This is a genomic window from Streptomyces endophytica (assembly GCF_026153355.1).
Taxonomy (GTDB): Bacteria; Actinomycetota; Actinomycetes; order Streptomycetales; family Streptomycetaceae; genus Streptomyces; species Streptomyces endophytica.
Window position 1 is genome coordinate 5879483 of the sequence record NZ_CP110636.1, and the last position, 21350, is coordinate 5900832.

A 21350-nucleotide genomic window follows, 5' to 3' on the forward strand; every position below is an offset into this window, starting at 1 on the left:
GGCGGTGGGAATGACGGTGGGAACAGGGACGGACCGGGCATGGCAGTGGCGGCGGGAATGGCGCACACGAAGTTGCACAGCCATGTGCAACCATAGGAACATGCACAGCAGTGTGCAAGTAAGTACGATGAGGGGGCATCGCCGACACAGGAGCCGCACGCCCATGACCACCGCCCCAGGGCCCGCCCCGCAGCGCAGCCACGCCCGCTCCAACCGCGCCCGCATCCTGGCCACCGCCCGCGAGGAGCTCAGCCGCAACCCCGAAGCGAACCTGGAGGAGATCGCCCGCGCGGCCGGTGTCGTCCGGCGCACGCTGTACGGCCACTTCCCCAACCGCCAGGCGCTGATCGCCGCACTCGCGGACGAGGCCGCACAGTCGGTGGAGGAGGCGTTCACCGCGGTACGGCAGCCCGGCGCCGCGCCCGCGACGGCCATGGCCCGGATGACCCTGGCCGTCTGGGCCGTCGGTGACCGCTATCGCATGCTCATCGCCCTCGGCCGCCGCGACCTGGGCGAGGAGGGCATCCGCGCCGCGCTCGCCCCGGTACGCGCGGAGGCGACCTCGATCCTGGAACGCGGCCAGCGGGAAGGCGTCTTCTCCGACCACCTCCCCGCCCCGGTCCTCGCCCAGGCCCTGGAATCGCTGACCCTGACCCTCGTCGAGGCGCAGGACCCGTCCTCCTGGCACGACCCCGCCGGCGACGCGGCCGCCCTGGCCGTCCTCATCGCCGCCGGCCTCACCCCGGCCGCGGCGCGCAGCTGCCTGCGATCCGCCCGCACGGGGCTGGATTCCCGCCGCGCCGAGTAGCTCCCACGCGCCTTTCGACAGCCCCAACTCCCCTGCCTGCTACAGCTGTTGCTGGATCCACCAGAAGGCGAGGCCGACCGCACCCGTGCCGAGGCCGTAGCAGGTACCGCGCAGCAGATGGGCGGCCGCGTCGCGGCGGTGGCGGCGCACCCACTGCCGCAGGCGGACGCCGCGGGTCGCCCGGGTCACGGGCTCCGCGAGCTCCACGTACTCCCGGGACCGTGCGATCGAGACCGGATCCGCGGCCGGGTCGAAGTCCCGGTCCGGGACCAGGACCGGGTCCGGGACCAGGGGCTTGGGCTTCCTCATGTGATGTCCTTCGTCTCAGCGGTGCTGCGCACAGTCCTGCAGGCGGCGGGCGATCTCGCGATCCGGCCGGCACACCAGCACGTCATCCGTCTCCTCGCGGGTCGCCAGCCGCTCGACCTCCGCGGTGAGCCCGGGCTCCCGGACCCGCACCGGCGGGCAGTTGCGCCGTACGTACGCCGCGAACAGGCCCATCCCCTGCATGAAGGCGTCATCGGGGCCGTCCAGGCAGTTCTGCAGCAGATCGATCCAGTGGTCGGCCTCGGCGACCTCACCCCGGCCGAGGTGGTGCAGGTGCAGGCAGTAGGCAGCGGCTCTGTTCCCGGCACCGGCGGCGAACTGCCACCAGAACTGGGCGCTTTCCGGGTGGTCCGCGAGGGAGAGCATGCAGGCGAAGACCTGCGCGCCGTCGACGTCGAGGTCCTCCAGGTCGTCCTCGTTCACCAACAGCGCGGTGCAGTCCTCGGCGCCGCCGCCCACGCCCTCCTCCGCACCGTCCTCCGCGCCGCCCTTCCGGCCGATCGCCTCCGCCAGGCGCTCGACGTGCACGGCGGCATCGGGCTGGTCGAGCACCCAGCGCACGACCACGGACAGCTGCTGCCGGGCCCGCGAGACCGGTGGTACGTCACCGGCCGGCGGCACATAGCCGGCGTCTTCCGCCAGCCGCCGCAGCCCCGCCCCCACATCGAAGGCGCGCCGCCTGGCGTGCAGTTTCCCTCCGGCCTCCGCGAGGAGCCGTTCCACACCGCTCACTTCGGGTCCCCCTCTGCCCTGATGTACGACGCCATGGCCCGCTCCAGGCGCTCCTTCGCCCGGCGGCAGTGGTAGTCGACGGTGCTGTTGGTCACGCCCAGGTACCAGCCGATCTCGCAGGTCTCGCAGCGCAGCACGTACCGCAGCACGATGACGTCGAACTGGCGCGGCGGCAGGCTGCACAGCGCGCGGTACAGGCCGGTCTCGCCGCGCAGCAACGCCAGTCGCTTCCGGAATCCGCCCAGTTGCTCGGATATGACGACCCGGCGCAGGATGGCCCAGGTCTGCTGCTGGAGGTTGCTCTCCTCCAGGAGGGCGTCCCAGTGGCGCAGGATCTCCAGGAACGCCCGGTGCACCGCCTCCTCGGCGGCGTCGTTGCCGTCGAGGTGGAGCAGCGCGTACCGGTGGAACGCGTCCTGGTTCGCCAGGTAGAGCGCCTCGAATTCCAACGGCAGGGGCAGTACCGCCTCCGCCACCGGGCTGCCGTCCTCCGCATGGACATCTTCGGTCATGGGTCCTCTTCATTGAGGCTGGGAACGTAAGGGCGAACGTCAACTCCGGTCGCGCCACCCACTGATGACGCACACTCAACCCGACCGACCGGCCGAACACGCATGCCCGCGCGGCCGAATATCACCCATTGATCACCATGCGCTGCGCAGCGTAATGGCCTACCCAGTGGTAGCGGACGGTGAGCTGCCACTTCCCCGCCGGCGCCCCGCAAGGGTCTACACCTTTTTTCAGCAAGCAGTGACACAACTCACAGGCGCACACCGCCCTTCCGGCGGTATCCGGCCACGCGCCACCGTGCCGCCCACCTGACGTGTCACCCCCTTCACCCGCTGTAGGCGAACGGTCCGAATAGTGGGCGTTCACGTCATACGGGCAGGTCGGGCCCCCAGACTTTTCCGGCTCACCGAACGTCTCACCCAATGAACAGGCACGACCATGACGCGGACAACCACCCGGTCACCCCAGGACTCCCCGGAGGCCGGGCAGCACGACGAGTCCGTGCTGTCGCACGGCCTCAAGCAGCGTCATCTGTCGATGATCGCGCTCGGCGGCGTCATCGGCGCGGGGCTCTTCGTGGGCTCCGGAGCCGGTATCGCCGCGGCCGGGCCGGCCATCGTGCTGCTCTTCATCGGGGCCGGCGCACTGGTCATGCTGATCATGCGGATGCTCGGCGAGATGTCCGCCGCCCGGCCCTCCACCGGCTCGTTCTCGGTCCACGCGGAGCAGGAGCTCGGCTCCTGGGCGGGAGCCACCTCGGGCTGGATGTACTGGCTGATGCTCTGCGCCGGCGTGGCCGCCGAGGCCACCGCGGCGGGCACGATCATGCACACCTGGGTGCCGTTCCTCCCCGCCTACGGCTGGGTGGCGGTCTTCATGGCGTTCTTCTGCGCCAGCAACCTCACCGCGGTCAAGAACTTCGGGGAGTTCGAGTTCTGGTTCGCCGCCATCAAGGTCGCCACGATCGTGGCCTTCCTGGTGCTGGGTGTACTGGGCATCCTCGGGGTGTTCGGCAACCCGCCCGGAACCCGCCACCTCACCGGCCACGGCGGTTTCTTCCCGACCGGCGCCGCCGGCCTCGCCGCCGGTCTGCTCACCACCATCTCCGGGTTCGCCGGGCTGGAGACCGTCACCATCGCGGCGGCGGAGTCCGACCATCCGAGCCGGAACGTGGCCCGCGCCGTCCGCACCGCCGTCTGGCGCATCGCCGTCTTCTACATCGGCTCCATGGCCGTGGTCGTCACCCTGGTGCCGTGGAACGACCCGAAGGTCGCCACCCAGGGCCCGTACGTCACCGTGCTCGACCTGCTCGGCATCCCGGCCGCCGGCACGATCATGCAGATCGTGGTGCTGGTGGCGCTGCTCTCCGCGATGAACGCCAACATCTACGGCTCGTCGCGCATGGCGTACTCCCTCGTCAACCGGGGCCAGGGACCGCGCTTCCTGAGCCGGGTCACCCGGGGCGTGCCGGCCGCGGCGGTACTGGCCTCCTGCGCCTTCGGCTTCGCCGCCGTGATCGCCGGGATCATCTGGCCGACCACCGTGTTCGCCTGGCTGCTGAACATCGCCGGCTGCGCGGTGCTGGTCGTCTGGTCCATCGTCTGCCTCACCCAGCTGAGGATGCGCCGCCGTCTGGAGCGCGAGGCGCCCGAGCTGCTCTCCGTACGGATGTGGGGCTTCCCCTACCTGACCTGGCTGGCGTTCGCCGCCATCCTCGGCATCTTCGCCGTGATGGCCGCCTCGCCGGACGGCCGCCAACAGCTCGCCGGCACCGCCGCCGTGGTCGCGGCACTGGCCGCCGCCGGGCACCTCAAGCAGCGCCGGGACCGGCGGAGGGCAACCAGCGACTGAGGCCGGGAGGTCCGGCCTCGGGCCCCGGCGTCACGCACGCACCTCCGCGATCAGGGCGCGCACGGCCTCCGCCTCGGGCGAGCCCAGCTCGGTGTAGTGGTGCAGGGCCCGCTCCCAGTGGTGGAGGGCGAGCCGCGGCGCGCCGGCCCGGCAGACCGAGCCGAGACCGCGCCGCGCCCGGGCCTCCTCGTACCTGCTGCCGCAGGACCGGCTCAGGCGCAGCGCCCGCAGCAGGTGGCGCCGGGCCGACGTCGGGTCGCCGGCCTTGGCGTACGCCTCGCCCAGCCCGTTGAGCGTCATCGCGGCGTCGAGGTGCATGTCCCGCTCGGCGAAGATCCGCCCGGCCTCCTGGAGGTGGCCGATGGCGTCCGTGGTGCGGCCGAGTTCCAGCTCCGCCAGCGACATCCCCCGCAGGGTGATGGCACGGTTCCGCTCGGCCGCCAGCCGCTCGTACTGGCGCAGTGCCCGCAGGTGGTCGTCCAGCGCGCCGGCGAAGTCGCCGGAGTAGTGCCGCACCCAGGCGTGGTTCTCGACCGCGTTCGCGCTGCCGTGTGCGTCACCCGCCGTCTCGAAGTGACCGGCGGCGGCCGTGTAGTGGGCCGACGCACCCGGCAGGTCACGCTGTTCCAGCAGCGCCAAGCCCAGGCTGTTGTGCAGGATGCCCTGCTCGCGGTGGGCGCCGGCCCGTTCGGCGGCGGTGAGCGCCACCTCGTGCGTCGCCTGCCACGGCGTCCACGTCTTCGCGAGGAAGAAGTAGCCGCGCAGCGCATCCGCGAGCAGCCAGCTGCGGGCCGGTGCGGAGGAGTCGGCGGCGGCCCGGCAGATGCCCACCAGGTTGTCCAGTTCCGCGGCCAGCCAGGACAGGGCCTCGGTGCGGGAGGAGATCTCCGGGGCCGTGCCGGGCGGGAGCCCGTGTTCGTCCTGAAGGCGGTAGCGGTGCGGTGACAGCACCCGGTCGGCGCGGTCGGCGGTGGCCAGGTAGTGATCGACCAGCCGGTCGACGGCCGCCCGGCGCACCGCCGCCGGGAGGTCCTCCTCGGCCCTCTCCCGGGCGTAGTCGTGGACCAGACCGTGCAGCCGATAACGCCCGCGCTCCTCCTCCTGCACCATGTGGGCGGCGCACAGGCCCTCCAGCAGGCGGCGGACCCGGGCGAGCGGCAGATCGACGAGCGCGGCGGCGGCGTGCAGGCCCAGCCGCGGTCCGGGGTGGACACCGCACAGTGCGAACAGCCGCCGCTGCTCGTCGTCGAGATCGCGGTACGAGACCGCCAGCACCGAGGTCATCCGCCGTTCCCCGTCGTCGAGTTCGTCCAGCCTGCTCTGTTCGTCCGCCAGCCACCCGGCCAGGTCGGCGAAGGCGGCCGGTGGCCGGCCGCGCACCCGGGCCGCCGCGATGCGCAGCGCCAGTGGAAGCCCTCCGCACCGCTCGGCGATCCGCGCCGCGGGCCGGGCCAGCTCCTCGCCGGCCGGTCCGGCCGTCGCGGCGCCGGGGCGCGCGGACACCTCCAGGAGCAGCCGGACGGCGGCGTCATGCGGCAGCACGTCGAGGGTCATGCGGTGGGCTTCGTCCACCGCGGGGAGCTGCCGTCTGCTGGAGACCAGCACCCTGCTCGCGCCGGGTGGCGGCAGCATCGGGTGGACCTGTTCGCTGTCGTGGGCGTTGTCCAGCACGACGAGCACGGTCTGCTCCGCCAGGTGCCGGCGGTAGAGGGCGGCGCGGTCCTCGGCATGCACCGGAACAGCCGCTTCCGGAACGCCCAGTTGGTGCAGCAGGCGTCCGAGCGCCTCCCCGGGTGTCAGCGGAGGTGAGCCCGCGTCGTGGCCGCGCAGATCGACGTAGAGGAGGCCGCCGGGGAACTGCCGTTGCCGGCGCGCGGCGTGCGCGGCCTGGATCAGGAGCTCGCTCTTTCCCACGCCGCCCGGGCCCGTCACCAGGCAGACGGCCGGGCCGGCCGAACCGTCCCCGGTGTCCAGGGCCGCCTTCAGGGAAGCCAGTTCCGCCTCGTGGCCGACGTGGACCGACGACGGCGACGGCAGCGCGCTGGAGGGCGTGCCCACGGGCTGCTGCGCGAGGGTGACGGTCACCTGCCCGCCCTGGATCACCGGGCCGTGGAAGACGCCCCCCGAGACGGCGTTGTGCACTCCGCCCGGTGCCCCCGGGGTGCCGGACGCGGCCACCGGCTGTCCCGGCGGGCATCCCGGCCGGCACCGTCCGCCTCGCTCGGGCTCATCCGCCCACTCCCTCCGGGGGCCCGCTCGTCGTCGAACCGGATCACAGGATCCCACCCAGCCACCGCACACAGACCAGGGCGACCCGGAGGAACTCGTCCGCCTCCGGCGATCCGGGCGCGGGCGGCGGCCGGTGCTCCCTGCCCACGGCGAAGGCGTGCCGGACGCCCTGGGCGTTGGGCATCCCGAACTCCTGGGCGCGGCACAGGACTTCACGGGCCGCCGTCACCCGCACGCCCTCGGACAGCAGCCGGTAGCGCAGCGCGTCGAGGCAGAAGCGGGAGGCGAGCCAGGCATCCCGCACCGGGTCCGTGCGCTGCCGGTCGGCCGCCGTCAGCCGGGTCCACAGCACGCTCTCCGCGTTCTGCGCCCAGAAGCGGGCCTCGCCCACCACCTCCGGGACGGCCGGCCAGGTCAGCCCGGCCTCCTCCAGCGTGCCCAGGATCGGGAGGCGTTCCGCCAGCAGACGGCAGGCGACCAGCGGGGCGCGCGCCGGCCCGGCCGGCTCGGTGATGTTCACGCGCAGGGTGGCCAGGTGCCGGTTCATGGCCGCGGCCAGCGCGTACCAGCGCTCCTGGCACGGGTCGTCGTCGATGACGACGGTGATGTCGATGTCGCTGAAACGGCTGACGGCGGCCGGGTCGAGCGCCGATCCGGTGAGGACGGCGGCCAGGACACCCGGCCGGTCCCGCAGCACGTCGCGTGCCCAGGCCGCGATGTCCGTCGGCGGCAGGAACGCGGGGCGGACGGGGCCGGGTTCGGCCACCGGCCGCACGGCGCCGGAGGTTTCCCCGTCCGCCCGAACCAGCCGTACGGTCCGGCCGGCTCCCAGCATCGAGCGCAACGCCGCCGAGATCGCGCTCCGTTGAAGGGGCGTGGCGGGATGCGGGTCATCGTGTTCCACGACGATCTCGTCCCCCTCCCGGGCGACCCGGGTGACACCGAGGTCCAGTTGCCGGCAGAGCTTCGCCACATCGATGGGCCGTACGCCGCGGCCGTCGGGCTCGGCCAGCAGCGCGTGCTGGGTGCGCGCGGCGAGCAGCTGCAGTCGTGGGCCGGGCCGCCGGCAGTCGCAGGGTCCGTCGATCCAGCGGCCCTTGTCGCCGTTCACATAGCGCAGCAGCGGCATGGCGCGGTTGACCAGCGGCGTCACCGCGATGTCCCCGACAGCGCCGGGCGGCAGCGGGTCCCCGGCGTCTCCCACCACCTCCAGGTACGCCCCGGTCTCCTCGACGTGATAGGTGCCGGTCTCGCCGCACTCGTGCGCGACGATGCCGGCTTCGGCCAGTGTGTAGAGGGCGGTGGCCGGGCAGTCGAAGGTCTCCCGGATGCGCTCCCGCAGGTCCGGGGTGAACTGCTCACCGGACAGCACGACCAGCCGCGGTCCGACACCGCACGACGGGCCGAGGCGATCGCACAGGGCCGCCATCACGCTCGGCATCACGGTGACCACCTGGCCGTGCAATTCCCTCGCCACGGAACGGAATTCGGCGTCCGGCAGCTGCCAGGCGCGGCTGAGATTCCACTTGACCAGCCGGGCGCCGGGCGGGTCCGCTGCGACCGAGGCCCGGGAGGTCGACGCCAGATGGAGCGTCAGGTGCGTGATCGAGGGCGCGGTCTGCGCGCCGAGGTGGCGCCGTACATGCCGTAGCAACGCGGCGAGTTCCGCTTGCTGCGCCGCCTCGTCGACGACGACCTCCAGAGGTACGCCGGTCGTTCCGGTGGTCTGCACCCGCCGCCACCGGCGGGCGTCCCCCTCGGCCGACCACAGGCGCGGCCGCTCGGTCCTGACGTCCGTGCGGCGCAGCAGCGGCAGACGGCGCAGCGTGGCGACCGCGTCCTCGCCGGAGAACGGCCCCGGCGGGATCAGCGTCTGGTAGTGGGGAACGTGCCGGCGGGCGTGGTCGAGCAGTTCGGCGAGCACCGTCGGCGCGGGCGGGCCGGTCATCCCGGAAGCCAATCGGCCGCTTCCTGGTCGACCTCGGCGAGGAAGCCGGACAGCTCCTGGATGTCGTGACCGCCGGCGGCCCAGAACTCGGCGAGCGCGGCGGGACCGCTCTCCTCACCGGGTTCACCGGCCACCGGCGCGTGCAGTGCGTGGGCCCGGTAGTTGACCATCCTGACCAGCCGCAGCAGGTCCGCGGTGTCGCCGCCCTCGGCGGCCCAGCGGCTGCGCAGTTCGGCGAAGGCCTCCGCGCCGCCCGGCACCGCATCGGCCGACCGTGAGGCGTGCACCAGCAGGCGCAGATGGCCGCGCAGCAGCACCCCGGTCCGTTTGCTCATCCGGGCGGGGACGGCCTGCAGGAACGCCTCGCGCAGATAGTCCGGGAGTTCGGCGGCACGGAGCGTCGACCGCATCACCCGTACCGGCGTCCTGCGTCCGATCACCGGGACTCGCCCTCCGCCGTCCGGCCGCCGGCCGTGGACCGGGTGGCCTGCTGGAGGTTCTCCAGCCGCCACAGCATCCGGTCGACGGCCTTGCGCACCGCGGGGTCCCGGGCCGGCTCCGCGGCGGCCTGCCGGGCCAGCTCCAGCGCCCGGGCCGGCAGGCGCAACCGCTCGTACACGAGGGCGAGTCCGTGCAGGGCGCGGGGCAGGTCGATGGTCAGGGACAGGGCGCGCATCTCGCTCACCGTGCGCTCCAGGCTGCGCGCCGCGGCTTCGGGCGGACCGAGGCGTGCCTCGCACATCGCCAGGCTCGCCTCCGTGTCGAGCCGGTGCCGGGCATCGGCGCGCCCGTCGCCGGCCGCCAGCGCGGTGCGGTACGCCGCGGCGGCCTCCTCGTACCGTCCGCGCCGCAGATGGACGTTGCCCTCCAGCTTGTGCGCGATCAGCAGGCCCGCGGCATCGCCCTCGCGGCCGCGCAGCGCGATGCAGATCCCCAGCTCGTGCAGCGTCGACCGGTCGTCCTCCTGCAGGTATGACAGGAAGGCCCGCTGTCCCGCGAGTTCGGCGCGCAGGGCCGTGGAGTCGGCCGCTCCGGGGACCGCCTCGCCCTCACGCGCGAGTTGCCAGGCGGACCGGGTGTCGCCGAGCTGGGCGATCTTGCGGGACAGCCGGACCCGGAGGCGCACCCGGTCCGTGGTGTCCCCGAGGCGGTCGGACGCCTCGATCAGTGCCTTGGTGAGCAGGACGTACTCCTTCCAGAAGCCACTCGCGTTCAGCCGGTCCAGCAGCCGGTCCGGGACCGCATCGCGCAGTGCCCGCCACTCGCCGGTTTCCAGGGCCACCAGGGCCACCGGCGCCAGCACCCCCGCGAGCGATGCCAGCCCGTCGCGCTCCGCGTCGGCTGCCAGCCCCGCCAGTTCGGCGAGGATCTCGTGCAGCGCGGCCCGGCGGACCGACGGCTCCTCGTCGTCCAGGGCCTGGATGACGAGCTGTGGCACCTCGACCCCGCCGGCCACTTGGACGACGAGGCAGCGCGGCACCAGGTCGGACAGGGCGAGGGTGAACCAGGGCGGCAGGGCCATGCCGGCCGCGAGCAGATCCGCCAGCGCGACCCGGTCGAGCACCGCGGCGTACGCGAGGGCCTTGCGGTGCACGGCCGGCAGCCGGGCGACGGCCGTGGACACGAGTTTCCGGGCGGAGAGGACGTCCGACGGGAGGCCGGGGACAAGCAGGGCCGCCGGGACGTAGGCGGTGTGCGCGAGGAAGGTGCGCAGGGCGAGCGGGTGGGAGAGCACGTCGGCCGGCAGCTGGCCGGCCAACTCCTCGGGTTCGACGGGGAGGTTCGTGCGCTCTGCCATGTGCGCGATGAAGTCGGTGCCCTCGGCAGCGGACATCGGCGGCACCAGGACGTGACGGGCGTCGGCGGTGTCGACGAGGTGCTCGGCGGCCGTGGCCAGGACCAGGCAGTCCGGATGGCCGGCGAAGGCGCGCAGCACGGTGCCCCCGGCCCGGTCCGTGCCGAGGTCGTCCAGCAGCACCAGGAGTGGTTCCGCCGCGACGCGGGCCAGCAGGGCGGCCAGCGCGTCCGGCCAGTCGTGGAGGTACAGCTCCTCGCCGGTCAGTCCGCGGCCGAAGGTCCGGTCGAGCCAGGCGTTGACCTCCTCCACGAGGTAGCGCGGCTCGGCGGCCGTGGTGCCGCCCGCGGACAGGGCGAGCACGGTCCGGCCGGCGCGCACGGCGTCCGCGGTGTCGCAGAGCACGTGGGTCTTCCCGATGCCGGGGAGTCCGCACAGCACGACCGGTGCCCCGCCCGTCGTCACCGCGGCGCGGGCCGCCGCCACGGCGGAGCTCCGCTGCCAGCCGCTGGCCGGGGCGTGGAAGGCCGACCGGTAGTCCGCCGCGGGCGGCGGCTGCCCGGCCGGTAACGCCGTCACCGCGGGCTGCGGCGGTCCGGGCGCCTCGCCGCGGATCCCGGCGCACAGCCGGGTGAAGAAACGGGGTTGGTCCAGTCCGCCACGGAAGTCGCAGTAGGTGAACCGGTCCAGGAAGTCCAGCTGTTCCAGCGCCGCGTCCGAGGCGTCCGGGAGCAGTACCGGAATCACCCGCATCGAGCGGCCGCTGACCCGGGCCGCGACCGCGAGCCGTACCTCTTCGTTCTGCCACGGGCCGAGGCCGTGTGGGCCGCACATCGCCAGACAGCACGGGCTGTTGGCCAACGCCTCGTTCTGACGCTCCTGCCAGGGCTCGCCCGCCACCAGGCACCAGTCGTCGAGGAAGACGTGGAAACCCTCCGCGTGCAGCATCTCGGCGAGCCGGTGCACGGCCGCCAGATCCTTGGCGTTGTAGCTGATGAACGCGTCATAGGCCGACGCCGCCGGACGGGCTTCGCTCCCCACCACTCCCCCATCGCACCGCGCAGCTCCACCACCGGTTTCCGGGGCACCACGGAGACGAACGGCGGCGCCCGGCACGGTGACCCGATTATGCCCGCCAGCGGACCACCAGGTCACCGGTCAACGGGCGGACGCGGCCGCGGAGCGAGCGCCCGGACCGGCCGCGGCCGACCCCCGCCGGCCGGAAGGGCCCCGCCGGCCGGAAGGGCCCCCGCCCCTCACTCCCCCCAGATCTTCCGGTAGGCCTGCCGGTACCCCTCCGAGTCCCAGGACAGGGCGCCGCCGCTGTTGGTGGGGGTGGCGATGTGGACCGGGGCGACGTATCCGCTGTCCGGGGCGCCGGTGAAGGCGCGGTTGAACTCGTCGATGATCTGCCAGCCCTGTTCGGAGAGCGGCTCGGGCACGGTGGCGGCCTGGAACTGCTTGCCGTTGACGCGCTGGAACGCCGACGGGTCGCCGTCGCCGGCACCGATGTTGTAGGGGGTGCCGGCGCCGTCCCTGCCCGCGGCGCGCAGGGCGGGGGCGGCGTGCTGGAAGTACAGGTCGTTGATGGCCGCGGAGTACGTCCACGTGCGGCCGAAACGGGACAGCAGCGAGCGGACCTCCCCGATGGAGCGCCTACTGGCGTCGGGGATCGGGATGTTGGTGTAGCTCAGCAGCTTGACGCCGGAGCAGGTGGCGAGTTCCTTCTTGATCAGGTCGGACTTGTGCTTCGCGAAGGGCACCGTGGCGTCGGTGAACAGGACGACGCCGGCGTGACCACGGGAGCGGGTGATGATCCAGTCGGCGCTGATCTTCGCGACGTCCTCGACCCGGGAGGTGATGTTGCTGAAGAGCTGCGGGTCCTTGCTGGGGCCGGGGGTCGCGGTGGCGTGCCAGCCGATCAGCGGAATTCCCGCCGTACGGGCCTTCTTGGCCTCCTTCGCGACGGAGCCGGGGTCGAACCCGCTGAGGACGATGCCGTCCGGCTTGAGGGCGAGGGCCTGTTGGAAGGCGGCCCGGATGCCGCCGGGCGTGCCCTGGCCGTTGAGGGTGCGGGCGTGCCAGCCGAGGATCTTGGCGGCTTCCTGGAAGCCCTGGGCGACGCCGGCGACACCCGGGTTGGTCAGGGTCTGGGCTATGTAGACGACGGTCTTGCCGTGCACGGCCCTGGGTCCGGTGGTGGGGCCCTTCCAGGGGGCGTTGACCTCCTCGGCCTTCTTGACGGCCTGCTCGGCCCGGGAGAGGGCGGTGGGACAGCCGGGCTTGGCGGAGCTCTGGTGGGCGGCGGTGGCACCGGCGCCGGAATCGCAGCCGGCGGTGGCCATGACCAGGAGTGCGGCGGCGGTCACGACCGCCTTGCGGGTGGGGTGCACGGGTGTCCTCGCAGCGCAGCATGGGGGTACGGGTGGGGGTGGGGGGAGACAGGTTACGGGTGGCGGTGGTCCGTGGGGCAGCCACCTGCGGGAGATGCCCCCACCGTCGGAGATGCCGTGTATGCCGCTCGTGCCGGACCCGGTGGAATCGCGCCAGTTCGCGCTCGCCTTCTCTCCCCCTTCGCACGGTTTCGGCCCGCTTCCCGCCCCTTCATTCCGCTTCCTGACGGGCACCGGCGGCCGGCGGCGGGGCGTTCAGCAGGGTTGTAACGGACCAAAGGTGACGAAGAGTTGAATACTGGGGGGCCTTGATGCGTCCCGTCTTGCATGCCCGTGCACAAGCGGTAGTGTTCACGGCCGGTTGACCGTGTGGCGGAATCTTTTCGCTCGCATTGAGGTGCAAACCTCGCATTCTTCGTGTTTCCCCGCCGCCGCGTTTCCCGTCGTCGGCGGTCGGCGACACCACCGCCCCGGTCACCGCTCAAGAGCACGTCGTAAGGAGGCCCGGGTGTCCGTGGACGCAGTGGACCCGCCGCAACACGAACCCGACCCGTCCCGGCGTTCACCGTTGCGACCGCGGTTCCGTCAGCGGGCGGACGCCCTCCTCGACCGCTGGCCGTTCCGGCGGAAGCTCAACGTCCTGGTGATCGCGCCGGTCGCGGTCGTCGGCGTGCTGCTGGGCGTCGGCGTCACCACCCAGGTGCAGAAGGCCCAGGACGCCGGCCGGAGCGCGGAGCTGGTCCGGGACAGCGAGCAGGTCACCAGGCTGATCAACGACGTACAGGCCGAGCACCGGCAGGCGCTGCTGCTCTCCGTGGAGCAGGAGTCGGTCCGTCCCGGCGCCGCCCTGCCGTCCACCGCGGCCTACCGCCGGACCCAGCAGGACACCGACGAGCAGGTCACCGCCGTGCACGCGGCATTCGGACCGGGCCTGCCGAAGGACGAGGCCCGCGCCCTCGCGTACATCCGCGGTCTCACCGTCCTGCGCGACAAGGTCGAACGCGGATCGGTACCGGCTGCCACCATCGACCCCGCGTACGCCGCCGCCGTCGGCTACCTGATCGACGGCATCGGCCTCGACCGCTACGCCGGCACCTCGTCGTCCTCGGTCACCAACCTCCTCGACACGGTGCTGCGCGCCGACGCCGCCCACGCGGCCTTCGAGAGCGGGGTGTTCTCCGCCCAGACCCGGGACGCCAACGCGCTCACCGAGTACACCCGCGCGGTCGGCGCCCACAAGCTGTACGAGGAGCAGACCGCACGCTTCGGCCGGATCGCCGACCCGGAACAGGTCCTGGCACTCGACGGGATCGAGCGGGACGCCGAACAGAACGGCATCGAGGCCCAGTTCGCGGAGCTCCAGATCGACCCCGGCTCCCTGCAGGGCCAGACCCCGCACGAGCTGCGCAAGGCCATGGCCGCCGGAACCCGGCAGGCCGAGGCGCGCCTCGCCATCACCCGGTCACTGATCGAGCAGATCGCCACCCGGGCCGACGGCCTCTCCCGCAGCGCCCTCGACAACGCGCTGGTGATGCTCGGCCTCGCCCTGCTCGGCTTCGCCGCCTGGCTGACCTTCTCCGTCCTGGTCCGGCGCTCGGTCGTCCGTCCGCTGGCGGCCCTGACCGGCGCCGCCCAGCAGGTGGTCGACGTGGCCGGCGAGGAGCTCGCCCGGGTCGAGGACGACGACTCCGCGGACCGCACCCCGCTGCGACCACGGCCGATCCCCGTTCCGGTCCACGACGAGATCGGCCACCTGGCCGAGGCGTTCAACCAGGTGCAGGTGACCGCCGCGGCGCTGCTGGAACGGCAGGTGCTCAGCCGCCGCAACGTCGCCGAGATGTTCGGCAACGTCGGACGCCGCGTCAGCAACCTCACCTCGCGTCAGCTGATGCTGATCGACGCCGTGGAACGCGAGGAGACCGACCCGGACGTCCTGGAGCGGATGTACCGCATCGACCACATCGCCGTCCGCCTCCAGCGCAACGCCGACAGCCTGATGCTGCTCGCCGGCATCCGGGACCCCGAGGTGGAGGCCCGGCCGACCGGCCTGGCCAACGTCATCCGGGCCGGACTCGGCCAGATCGAGGGATACCAGCGGGTGTCGCTGCGGGCCGAGACGGAGGTCGTGGTCGCCCCCGACATCGTCGACGACCTGACGCTGATGCTCGCCGAACTGCTGGAGAACGCGGTCTCGTTCTCCCCGTCCGACACGCCCGTCGAGGTCGTCGTCCGGCCCGGCACCGACGTCACCTCGGACGGTGGGGCCCTGATCGAGGTCATCGACCACGGCCTGGGCATGAGCGCGGAACGCCTCGCCGAGGAGAACTCCCGGCTGGTCCGCCGGGAACGGCTCGACCTCGTACCGACCAAGGTCCTCGGCCTGTTCGTGGTCGGCAACCTCGCCCGGCGCTCGGGCATCCGGGTCACCCTGAGCCGTACCCCGGGCGGCGGGGTCACCGGCACCGTATGGCTCCCCTCGGCACTGCTGCTGGCCGTGAACCCTGCCCCGACGCCGTCGCCCGCCGAGGGCACGGAACGGGCCGGGGACACCGAACGGGCCGGGGGCACCGAACGGGCCGGGACCGCGGACATGTCCGAGTCCGGGACCGTGGCCGCGAACGAGCCCGTGCCGCACGCCGCCGAGCCCACGCCGTCCCCCGTCCCCGCCGCCACGCCCCTGCCCGTGCGGGCCCTCGCCACCGCGCCCGAACGGCAGCCGGGCGGGCCCTCGCGGGAGGGCGAGCTCCCCCGGCGCCTCCCGCGCCGCACCCCGGACGACGCGGAGCAGCCCACCCCCGCGCCCCGGCAGGACCGGTCCGTCCGGCCGCTGCGCCGGCGGGTACGGGGTGCGACGCTCGACATGACCACCCCGGCGGCCGACCGGACGGCGCAGACCGTGCGCCCGCCCGTCGACGCCGACGCGGTCCGATCGGAACTCGACGAATTCGAGGCCGCCGTACGCAGGGCGGAGCAAGAGAGTGCGCCCGCCACCAGCGAACCGGCGCCAACGCCACACCAGCAACCCCGGAAGGAGTCGGGCAGTGAGCACGCCGACAGGTAAGAGCGGTTCCGAGCGGGAGGAACCCACCGATCTGACAGCCGCCGCGGCCGACTTCACCTGGCTGCTGGACCGGTTCGCCACCCAGACCGCCGGTGTCGTCGACGCCATCGCGGTGTCGTCGGACGGCCTGCTGATCGCCGTTTCCCAACTGCGCGAACAGGCCGACTCCGAGCGGCTCGCGGCGATCGTGTCGGGCGTCACGAGCCTGGCCGCCGGTGCGTCCGGCAACTACGGGCTCGGCGGCCTCAACAAGGTCATCATCGACCTGGAGGGCGGCCATGTGCTGGTGTCGGCCATCGGCTGCGGTGCCGTCCTCGGCGTGGTCACCTCCAAGGAGGCGAAGCTCGGCAACATCGCCTACGAGATGACCCTCTTCGCCAACCGGGCCGGCAGCGCGCTCACCCCCAACTGGTGCTGGAACTCAAGAAGAACGCCGGCGCCGCCCCGGCCCGCTGACCCGTCTCCCCCGGCGGACGCGGGGGCGCGGGCACAGCGGAGCGGAGGGCCACGGCCGGCACTGGGTTCAGGGCCGTGGCCCGGCGCCGGAAGAGGGACCTTGCCGGCCTGACCACAAGGTCACGGCCGGCACCGGAAGAGGATCACTGCGGTTGCGGGCGCTGAGAAGAGGATCATGATGGTGGCCGGTGAACCAGAACCGAACGAGTCACCGAACGAGTCGGCGGGCAGCGCCCCGGACCCGTCGGAGCCGGCCGGCCGCGCGTCCGCGATCCGGCCCTTCCTGCTGACCGCCGGCCGGGTGGCGGGCGGCGGCACCGGCCCGCCGCTCCCGGTCGAGACCCAGATCGTCGCGACCGCCTCCGGGATCTCCGTCCTGGACTCCCTCTCGTTCGAACAACACGACATCGTCGCCGCCTGCCGACAGCCGCAGTCGGTGGCCGAACTGGCCGCGCGGCTGCGCCTCCACCTCAACGTGGTCCGGGTGCTGGCGGAGGACCTGCGCGCCGCCGGGCATCTGGCGGTCCACGTCCCGCACGCCGGCACCACCCAGGACATCTCCGTACTGCGAAGGGTTATCGATGGTCTCCGTGCCGTCCCCGACTCACGGGACACCGACTCGCGGGACACACTCCGTGACAGCGGTTGAACCGCCGCCGGTACCGGTCAAGTTGGTCATCGCCGGCGGCTTCGGCGTCGGCAAGACCACGGCCGTGGGCGCCATCTCCGAGATCCGGCCGCTGACCACGGAGGCCGCCATCACGGAGGTCGCGGCGGGGGTCGACGACCTCTCCCACACCCCCGGCAAAACGACGACCACGGTCGCCATGGACTTCGGCTGCATCACCATCGACCCGACGCTGAAGCTCTACCTGTTCGGCACCCCGGGCCAGGACCGGTTCGGCTTCATGTGGGACGACGTGGTCGAGGGCGCCCTCGGCGGCCTGGTGATCGTGGACACCCGCCGGCTCGACGACTGTTACGCCGCGGTCGACTACTTCGAGCACAAGAACATCCCGTTCGCCGTCGCCGTCAACGCCTTCGACGGCGAGGTCCACCACGACCTCGACGAGGTGCGCTGGGCCCTGGACGTCTCCGACCACGTCCCCCTCATCGTCTTCGACGCCCGCACCACCGGCTCGGTCCGGGACGCCCTCCTGGTCGTACTGGAGGTCGCCCTCTCACGGGCGGAGGGCGCTACGGGGACTGAGCGGGGCGAACCCGTCGGAGACCTCTCGGGCCACACGGGCGCGGTCCGGCCGGTCCCGGCAAAGGCTCTTGCCTGACGGACCCGAGGAGCAATCGGCAGCTCGTCGTCACCGCATGCACGGGCGGAGCCAATCAGCCTAGCCTCCAGGCCGGGACGCCCTGCCGACGGTGGCGGCCAGGGTACGCAGGACGGCCGTGCCGACGCCCACTGCCGAGGAGACCGGCCATACCACCCATCGCGTCAGATCACCTCGCAGGTCGGGATCCACCTCGACGGTCACCCGGAGATATCTGCTCTGCAGCGTGGTGACCTTGGTGGGCCGGGGTGCGGCAACGTCCTGTCCGCGCTGCAATGCCACGCGGTAGCTTTCCTTGCGCTGGCTCATGCCTCGTCCTGACGCTTGATCAGTTCCTCCGCGAAGTCCATGTACGCCGACCCCTTGGCCTGGACCGGGTTCCCGAATGACTGGGCGTACAGGTCGAGTCGCGCGATCTGGGTGCTCAGCACCTCAAAACCCCGCTCGGTGAGTGCCTCGCGAGCGTCGGCATCGGGCCCGGTGCGCGTGGCATCGGGACGGTTGGTGCGATTGAGCAGGACCGCCGTGCGGGCCGGCTCGGCACGCAGGGACTGCACGTCCGCCATCTCGCCGCGGATGGGTGCCATCCGGTCCAGTTCGATGGGGCGGGGGTCACGGGCACGATCCACTCACCGGCGTACCTCATGATGCTGCGGGTAATGCGGGGATGGTCCTCCAACTGGGGCGCATCGAGCACGACGGCCTCCCGGTTGCCAAGGAAGTCGTTCACGCGACGGTGGACATCCCCCACCGGCAGAGCGATCACCGGAAACGGAAAGCCACCGGCCAGCTCGCTCCAGCGCAGCGCGGAAGCGGCTGGGTCACCGTCGACCAGCAGAGGCGACCGGCCCGACTCATGAAGGGCATGGGCCAGCCACACAGCACTCGTCGTCTTCCCGACGCCCGGCTTGAGGTTCACAAACGCACAGCTCAACGGCACGAGAGCTGACAATAACGGGCGCGATCGTCCAGCTTCGGTCGGCACGAGGGCACGGCTTCGTGGTTCACCCGCACGCCAGCGAGAAAGGGCGGGCACCTAGTACTCCAGTCAGAAATCGTTGCCTGAGCCGGCCCTTCTTCGGTAGTGGCAGTGTCGGGCGGTGGCTTGGTGGTGTCTGCGCCAGTGGGGACCAGTTCAGTGCGTGCGCGATGGGGTCGTTGTCGGGTCTGGGGTGGGGAAGGAGAACGTCCAGGAGCCGCCGGACCTCTGCCACCGTGATGGGGATGGTGCTGGTGGTGTCGTTTCTACTGCCCTCTTTTCGGTGGTCTGGGCTGCCAGGGCACTCAGGAAAGCGTGGGCGAGCATGGCCAGGGTGATGTGCCGAACCAGCCTGGATAGCGGCGGACCTCGTACTGGTCCAGGCCACACTCGTTCTTGGCGGCCTGGAAGGCTTCCTCGATCGCCCAGCGGAATCCGGCGACCCGGACCAGGTCCGCGACCGTGGTGCCGTTGGGCGCGTAGGCGACGAAGTAGGCGATTTCATCGGTCCTGGTCAGGCTGCGGCGGGCCAGCATCCACCGCTGGTGCGTCGGTGTGTCGCCGTCGAAGACGTCGATGGCCGGCAGGCGGGCGGCGGCCCAGCCATAGACCCGCGGGCCCTTGGCGCCTTCGCCGCAGGACATCCGCTCCCAGGCATCCGGTGGTGCCTGGGCGATGGCGTGGTCGATCCGCGCGAAGGGAGCGTGGAGCTGCTGGGACTTCGGCACGGCCAGGACGTAGCCGACACCGGCTTCCTCCAGGGTGCGGCGCATGCGCCATTCCTGGCCGTAGGCACAGTCGTCGGTCACCCAGGCGATGGGCAGGGGCGAGGCCAGTGCCCGCAGGATCATCGCGCGGGCCAGCTTGCCCTTGGTCGCAAACCCACGGTTGTCCGGAATGCCTGCCGCCCGGCACCGATCCGTGTCACCGGTCCAGGACTTCGGCAGGTAGAGCTCCCGATCCACCAGTGCCCGTCCCTTGGCCGTGGCGTAGGCGGCAAAGACTCCGATCTGGCAGTTCTCGGTACGGCCGGCCGTGCCGGAATACTGCCGCTGGACACCGGCCGACGTCGTGCCCTTCTTGAGGAAGCCGGTGTCGTCCACGACCAGCACACCGTCCGGACAATTGAGTTGGTCAGCGACGTACTGCTGCACATCGTCCCGGAGTGCGTCGGCGTCCCAAGATGCACCGTTGAGCAGATGCTGGAAGCCGGCAGGTCCGCGGTGACCTGCATACTCGGCCAGCTGCCAGCCGTTCTTGCGCTCAACCGGCGCCAGAAGGCCCCGCACGTAGTCCCGCATCCGCCATCGCAGATCCACCCGCGAGAACCGACCGGCCACCCGCGCGAACACCGACTCCAGCTCGGCCGCCCACAGACCGGCCTCATCCACCCCCACCATGCCCTGAACAACGAAGCCAACCAGCTCAGGCAACGATTTCTGACTGGAGTACTAGGCTGTTTCGTTTGGATCATCGGGCGGACCAGAGGAATATGCCTGCGATGTGGAGGCCGGCGAGGTAGATGGTTGCGGTCTTTTCGTAGCGGGTGGCGATGCCGCGCCACTGCTTGAGGCGGTTGATGCACCGCTCGACGGTGTTGCGTTGTTTGTAGGTCTCGCGGTCGATGGCCGGTGGCCTGCCGCCTTGGCTGCCGCGACGCAGCCGGTGCTTACGCTGATCTGCCGGGACCGGGATCACTGCCCGGATGCCGCGTTTGCGCAGGTGGTCACGGATCGCTCGGGAGGAGTAGGCCTTGTCGGCCAGGACCACATCGGGCCGGGTCCGCGGCCTTCCGCGGCGGCGGGGAACTCGCAGGCAGGCCATCACCTCTGTGAAGGCGGGGCCGTCACCGGCCTGTCCGGCGGTGAGCACGAAGGCCAGGGGGCGACAGCCCGCGTCCGCTGCAAGGTGGATCTTCGTGCTCAGTCCGCCGCGGGACCGGCCGATGGCGTGACCGGCCGGCTCTTTGGCCGGGACCCCCTTTTGCGGGCCCCGGCCGCATGCTGGTGGGCCCGCACGATCGTGGAGTCCACCGACACCGCCCAGGTCAGGTCTTCGTCGGCGTCGGCCTGGGCCATCAGCGCGGTGAAGACCCGCTCCCACGTGCCATCCAGGGCCCACATCCGCAGCCGGTTGTAGACACCTCGCCAGTTGCCATACTTCTCCGGCAGGTGGACCCATTGTGTTCCGGTCTGGAACTTGAAGGCGATCGCATCGATCACCTCCCGGTGATCACGCCAGCGTCCACCCCGCTTCGGCGTCCGGTCCGGGAGCAACGGCTCGATTCGCGCCCACTGCGCATCAGTTAATGCCACACCCGGACCAACGACCGACTGATCCAAACGAAACTGCCTAGTTGTCGTCGCAGCCGACCGTCCCACAGTCGTCAGTCGTCGTGGTCAAAGCTCACTGGCCGAGAAAACTCAACCGCACCTGACGGTTGGCATTGTCGATATTGGTGTCCGCGGAGCTCCGTTAGGACAACTGTCATGGTAGCCAGGGTACCGATCGCTTCGCGCCCGCCGGACCTGGTCAACCGCCGCTTCGCAGCGAGCCGGCCGAACCAGCTCTGGGTCGCAGACCTCACCAATATCCCCCTGGTCGGGCTGGATCCATGTCGCCTTCGTCATGGACATCTACTCACGCCTGATCGCAGGATGGCAGCTTGCTACCCTCATGCTCACCGGCCTCCCTCTGGACGCCTTTGAGATGGGCCTGTGGCGGAGAGGCATCAAGAAGGGCTCAGGTCGGATTCATCACAGCGACCACGGCTCGCAATACGTTTCTATCCGCCACGGCGACCGCCTGCTGGAGGCCGGCGCGACCGCCTCGGTCGGCTCCGTCGCCGACAGCTATGACAACGTCATGACCGATGCCCTCAACGGCTCCTTCAAGCCCGAGTTGATCGAGCACCAGGGCTCCGTCGAGACGCTGGTCAGGTCGAACAGGCTGTCGTCCAGCTGCGGGAGGTAATT

16 protein-coding genes and 4 pseudogenes are annotated in these 21350 nt (G+C 71.8%); 7 read left to right on the forward strand and 13 right to left on the reverse strand.

What is annotated here, in order from left to right; genetic code table 11:
* Positions 1-163: 163 nt before the first annotated feature.
* A complete protein-coding gene (locus OJ254_RS26335) occupies positions 164-808 on the forward strand; it encodes a TetR/AcrR family transcriptional regulator (RefSeq protein WP_265364358.1) in 645 nt (214 codons plus the stop codon).
* A gap of 39 nt (positions 809-847) precedes the next feature.
* Here the strand turns inward: OJ254_RS26335 and OJ254_RS26340 are convergent, their stop codons facing one another.
* From OJ254_RS26340 to OJ254_RS26350, 3 genes are read right to left on the reverse strand one after another with little or no spacing between them, the layout of a single operon-like run.
* Entirely contained in the window at positions 848-1117 is a 270-nt protein-coding gene (locus OJ254_RS26340; RefSeq protein ID WP_265364359.1) for a hypothetical protein, read from the reverse strand.
* A gap of 15 nt (positions 1118-1132) precedes the next feature.
* Positions 1133-1867: a hypothetical protein gene (locus tag OJ254_RS26345; protein WP_265364360.1), complete on the reverse strand. Its 735-nt coding sequence runs from the start codon at positions 1865-1867 to the stop codon at positions 1133-1135.
* Positions 1864-2379, reverse strand: a complete 516-nt coding sequence (locus OJ254_RS26350; RefSeq protein ID WP_265364361.1) for an RNA polymerase sigma factor — start codon at positions 2377-2379, stop codon at positions 1864-1866. The genes OJ254_RS26345 and OJ254_RS26350 overlap by 4 nt, the downstream gene beginning before the upstream one ends.
* A 436-nt stretch (positions 2380-2815) precedes the next feature.
* Between OJ254_RS26350 and OJ254_RS26355 the strand changes: the two genes are divergently transcribed.
* Positions 2816-4228, forward strand: a complete 1413-nt coding sequence (locus OJ254_RS26355; RefSeq protein WP_265364362.1) for an amino acid permease — start codon at positions 2816-2818, stop codon at positions 4226-4228.
* Positions 4229-4258: 30 nt separating this feature from the next.
* Here OJ254_RS26355 and OJ254_RS26360 read toward each other — a convergent pair whose 3' ends face one another.
* The 5 genes from OJ254_RS26360 to OJ254_RS26380 form a co-directional block, all read right to left on the reverse strand.
* Entirely contained in the window at positions 4259-6406 is a 2148-nt protein-coding gene (locus tag OJ254_RS26360) for an ATP-binding protein (protein ID WP_265364363.1), read from the reverse strand.
* A gap of 94 nt (positions 6407-6500) precedes the next feature.
* The gene (locus OJ254_RS26365; protein ID WP_265364364.1) at positions 6501-8405 is read right to left on the reverse strand and encodes a phenylacetate--CoA ligase family protein; all 1905 of its coding nucleotides are present in this window, start codon (positions 8403-8405) and stop codon (positions 6501-6503) included.
* Positions 8402-8845: a hypothetical protein gene (locus OJ254_RS26370; protein ID WP_265364365.1), complete on the reverse strand. Its 444-nt coding sequence runs from the start codon at positions 8843-8845 to the stop codon at positions 8402-8404. Before OJ254_RS26370 ends, OJ254_RS26365 begins: the two co-directional genes overlap by 4 nt.
* Positions 8842-11244: a toll/interleukin-1 receptor domain-containing protein gene (locus OJ254_RS26375; RefSeq protein WP_265364366.1), complete on the reverse strand. Its 2403-nt coding sequence runs from the start codon at positions 11242-11244 to the stop codon at positions 8842-8844. Before OJ254_RS26375 ends, OJ254_RS26370 begins: the two co-directional genes overlap by 4 nt.
* 212 nt (positions 11245-11456) lie before the next feature.
* The gene (locus OJ254_RS26380; protein ID WP_265364367.1) at positions 11457-12593 is read right to left on the reverse strand and encodes a substrate-binding domain-containing protein; all 1137 of its coding nucleotides are present in this window, start codon (positions 12591-12593) and stop codon (positions 11457-11459) included.
* A gap of 508 nt (positions 12594-13101) precedes the next feature.
* On the opposite strand from OJ254_RS26380, the gene OJ254_RS26385 reads away from it, so the two are divergent.
* From OJ254_RS26385 to OJ254_RS26400, 4 genes and pseudogenes are all read left to right on the forward strand, one after another.
* A complete protein-coding gene (locus OJ254_RS26385) occupies positions 13102-15654 on the forward strand; it encodes a sensor histidine kinase (RefSeq protein WP_423835964.1) in 2553 nt (850 codons plus the stop codon).
* Positions 15635-16110: pseudogene (locus OJ254_RS26390) on the forward strand (roadblock/LC7 domain-containing protein). The gene OJ254_RS26385 and the pseudogene OJ254_RS26390 overlap by 20 nt, the downstream one beginning before the upstream one ends.
* Before the next feature lie 175 nt (positions 16111-16285).
* Positions 16286-16759, forward strand: a complete 474-nt coding sequence (locus OJ254_RS26395; RefSeq protein ID WP_265364368.1) for a DUF742 domain-containing protein — start codon at positions 16286-16288, stop codon at positions 16757-16759.
* Positions 16692-17396, forward strand: a complete 705-nt coding sequence (locus OJ254_RS26400; RefSeq protein WP_265364369.1) for a GTP-binding protein — start codon at positions 16692-16694, stop codon at positions 17394-17396. Before OJ254_RS26395 ends, OJ254_RS26400 begins: the two co-directional genes overlap by 68 nt.
* Positions 17397-17456: 60 nt before the next feature.
* Here OJ254_RS26400 and OJ254_RS26405 read toward each other — a convergent pair whose 3' ends face one another.
* The 5 genes and pseudogenes from OJ254_RS26405 to OJ254_RS26420 all read right to left on the reverse strand — a co-directional run bounded on the left by OJ254_RS26405 (position 17457) and on the right by OJ254_RS26420 (position 20717).
* Complete coding sequence (locus tag OJ254_RS26405) at positions 17457-17705, reverse strand: hypothetical protein (protein ID WP_265364370.1); 249 nt, start codon at positions 17703-17705, stop codon at positions 17457-17459.
* Positions 17702-17983 carry a hypothetical protein gene (locus OJ254_RS26410; RefSeq protein WP_265365400.1) on the reverse strand — a complete coding sequence of 94 codons (282 nt, stop codon included), beginning with the start codon at positions 17981-17983 and terminating at the stop codon, positions 17702-17704. The genes OJ254_RS26405 and OJ254_RS26410 overlap by 4 nt, the downstream gene beginning before the upstream one ends.
* A gap of 272 nt (positions 17984-18255) precedes the next feature.
* Positions 18256-18432: pseudogene (locus OJ254_RS31190) on the reverse strand (ParA family protein); the annotation flags it as partial.
* Between the two features lie 99 nt (positions 18433-18531).
* Positions 18532-19775, reverse strand: a pseudogene (locus OJ254_RS26415) (IS701 family transposase).
* 70 nt (positions 19776-19845) lie between these two features.
* Positions 19846-20717: pseudogene (locus OJ254_RS26420) on the reverse strand (IS5 family transposase).
* 247 nt (positions 20718-20964) lie between these two features.
* On the opposite strand from OJ254_RS26420, the gene OJ254_RS26425 reads away from it, so the two are divergent.
* Positions 20965-21348: a DDE-type integrase/transposase/recombinase gene (locus OJ254_RS26425; protein ID WP_341483786.1), complete on the forward strand. Its 384-nt coding sequence runs from the start codon at positions 20965-20967 to the stop codon at positions 21346-21348.
* The last annotated feature ends 2 nt before the right edge of the window (positions 21349-21350 follow it).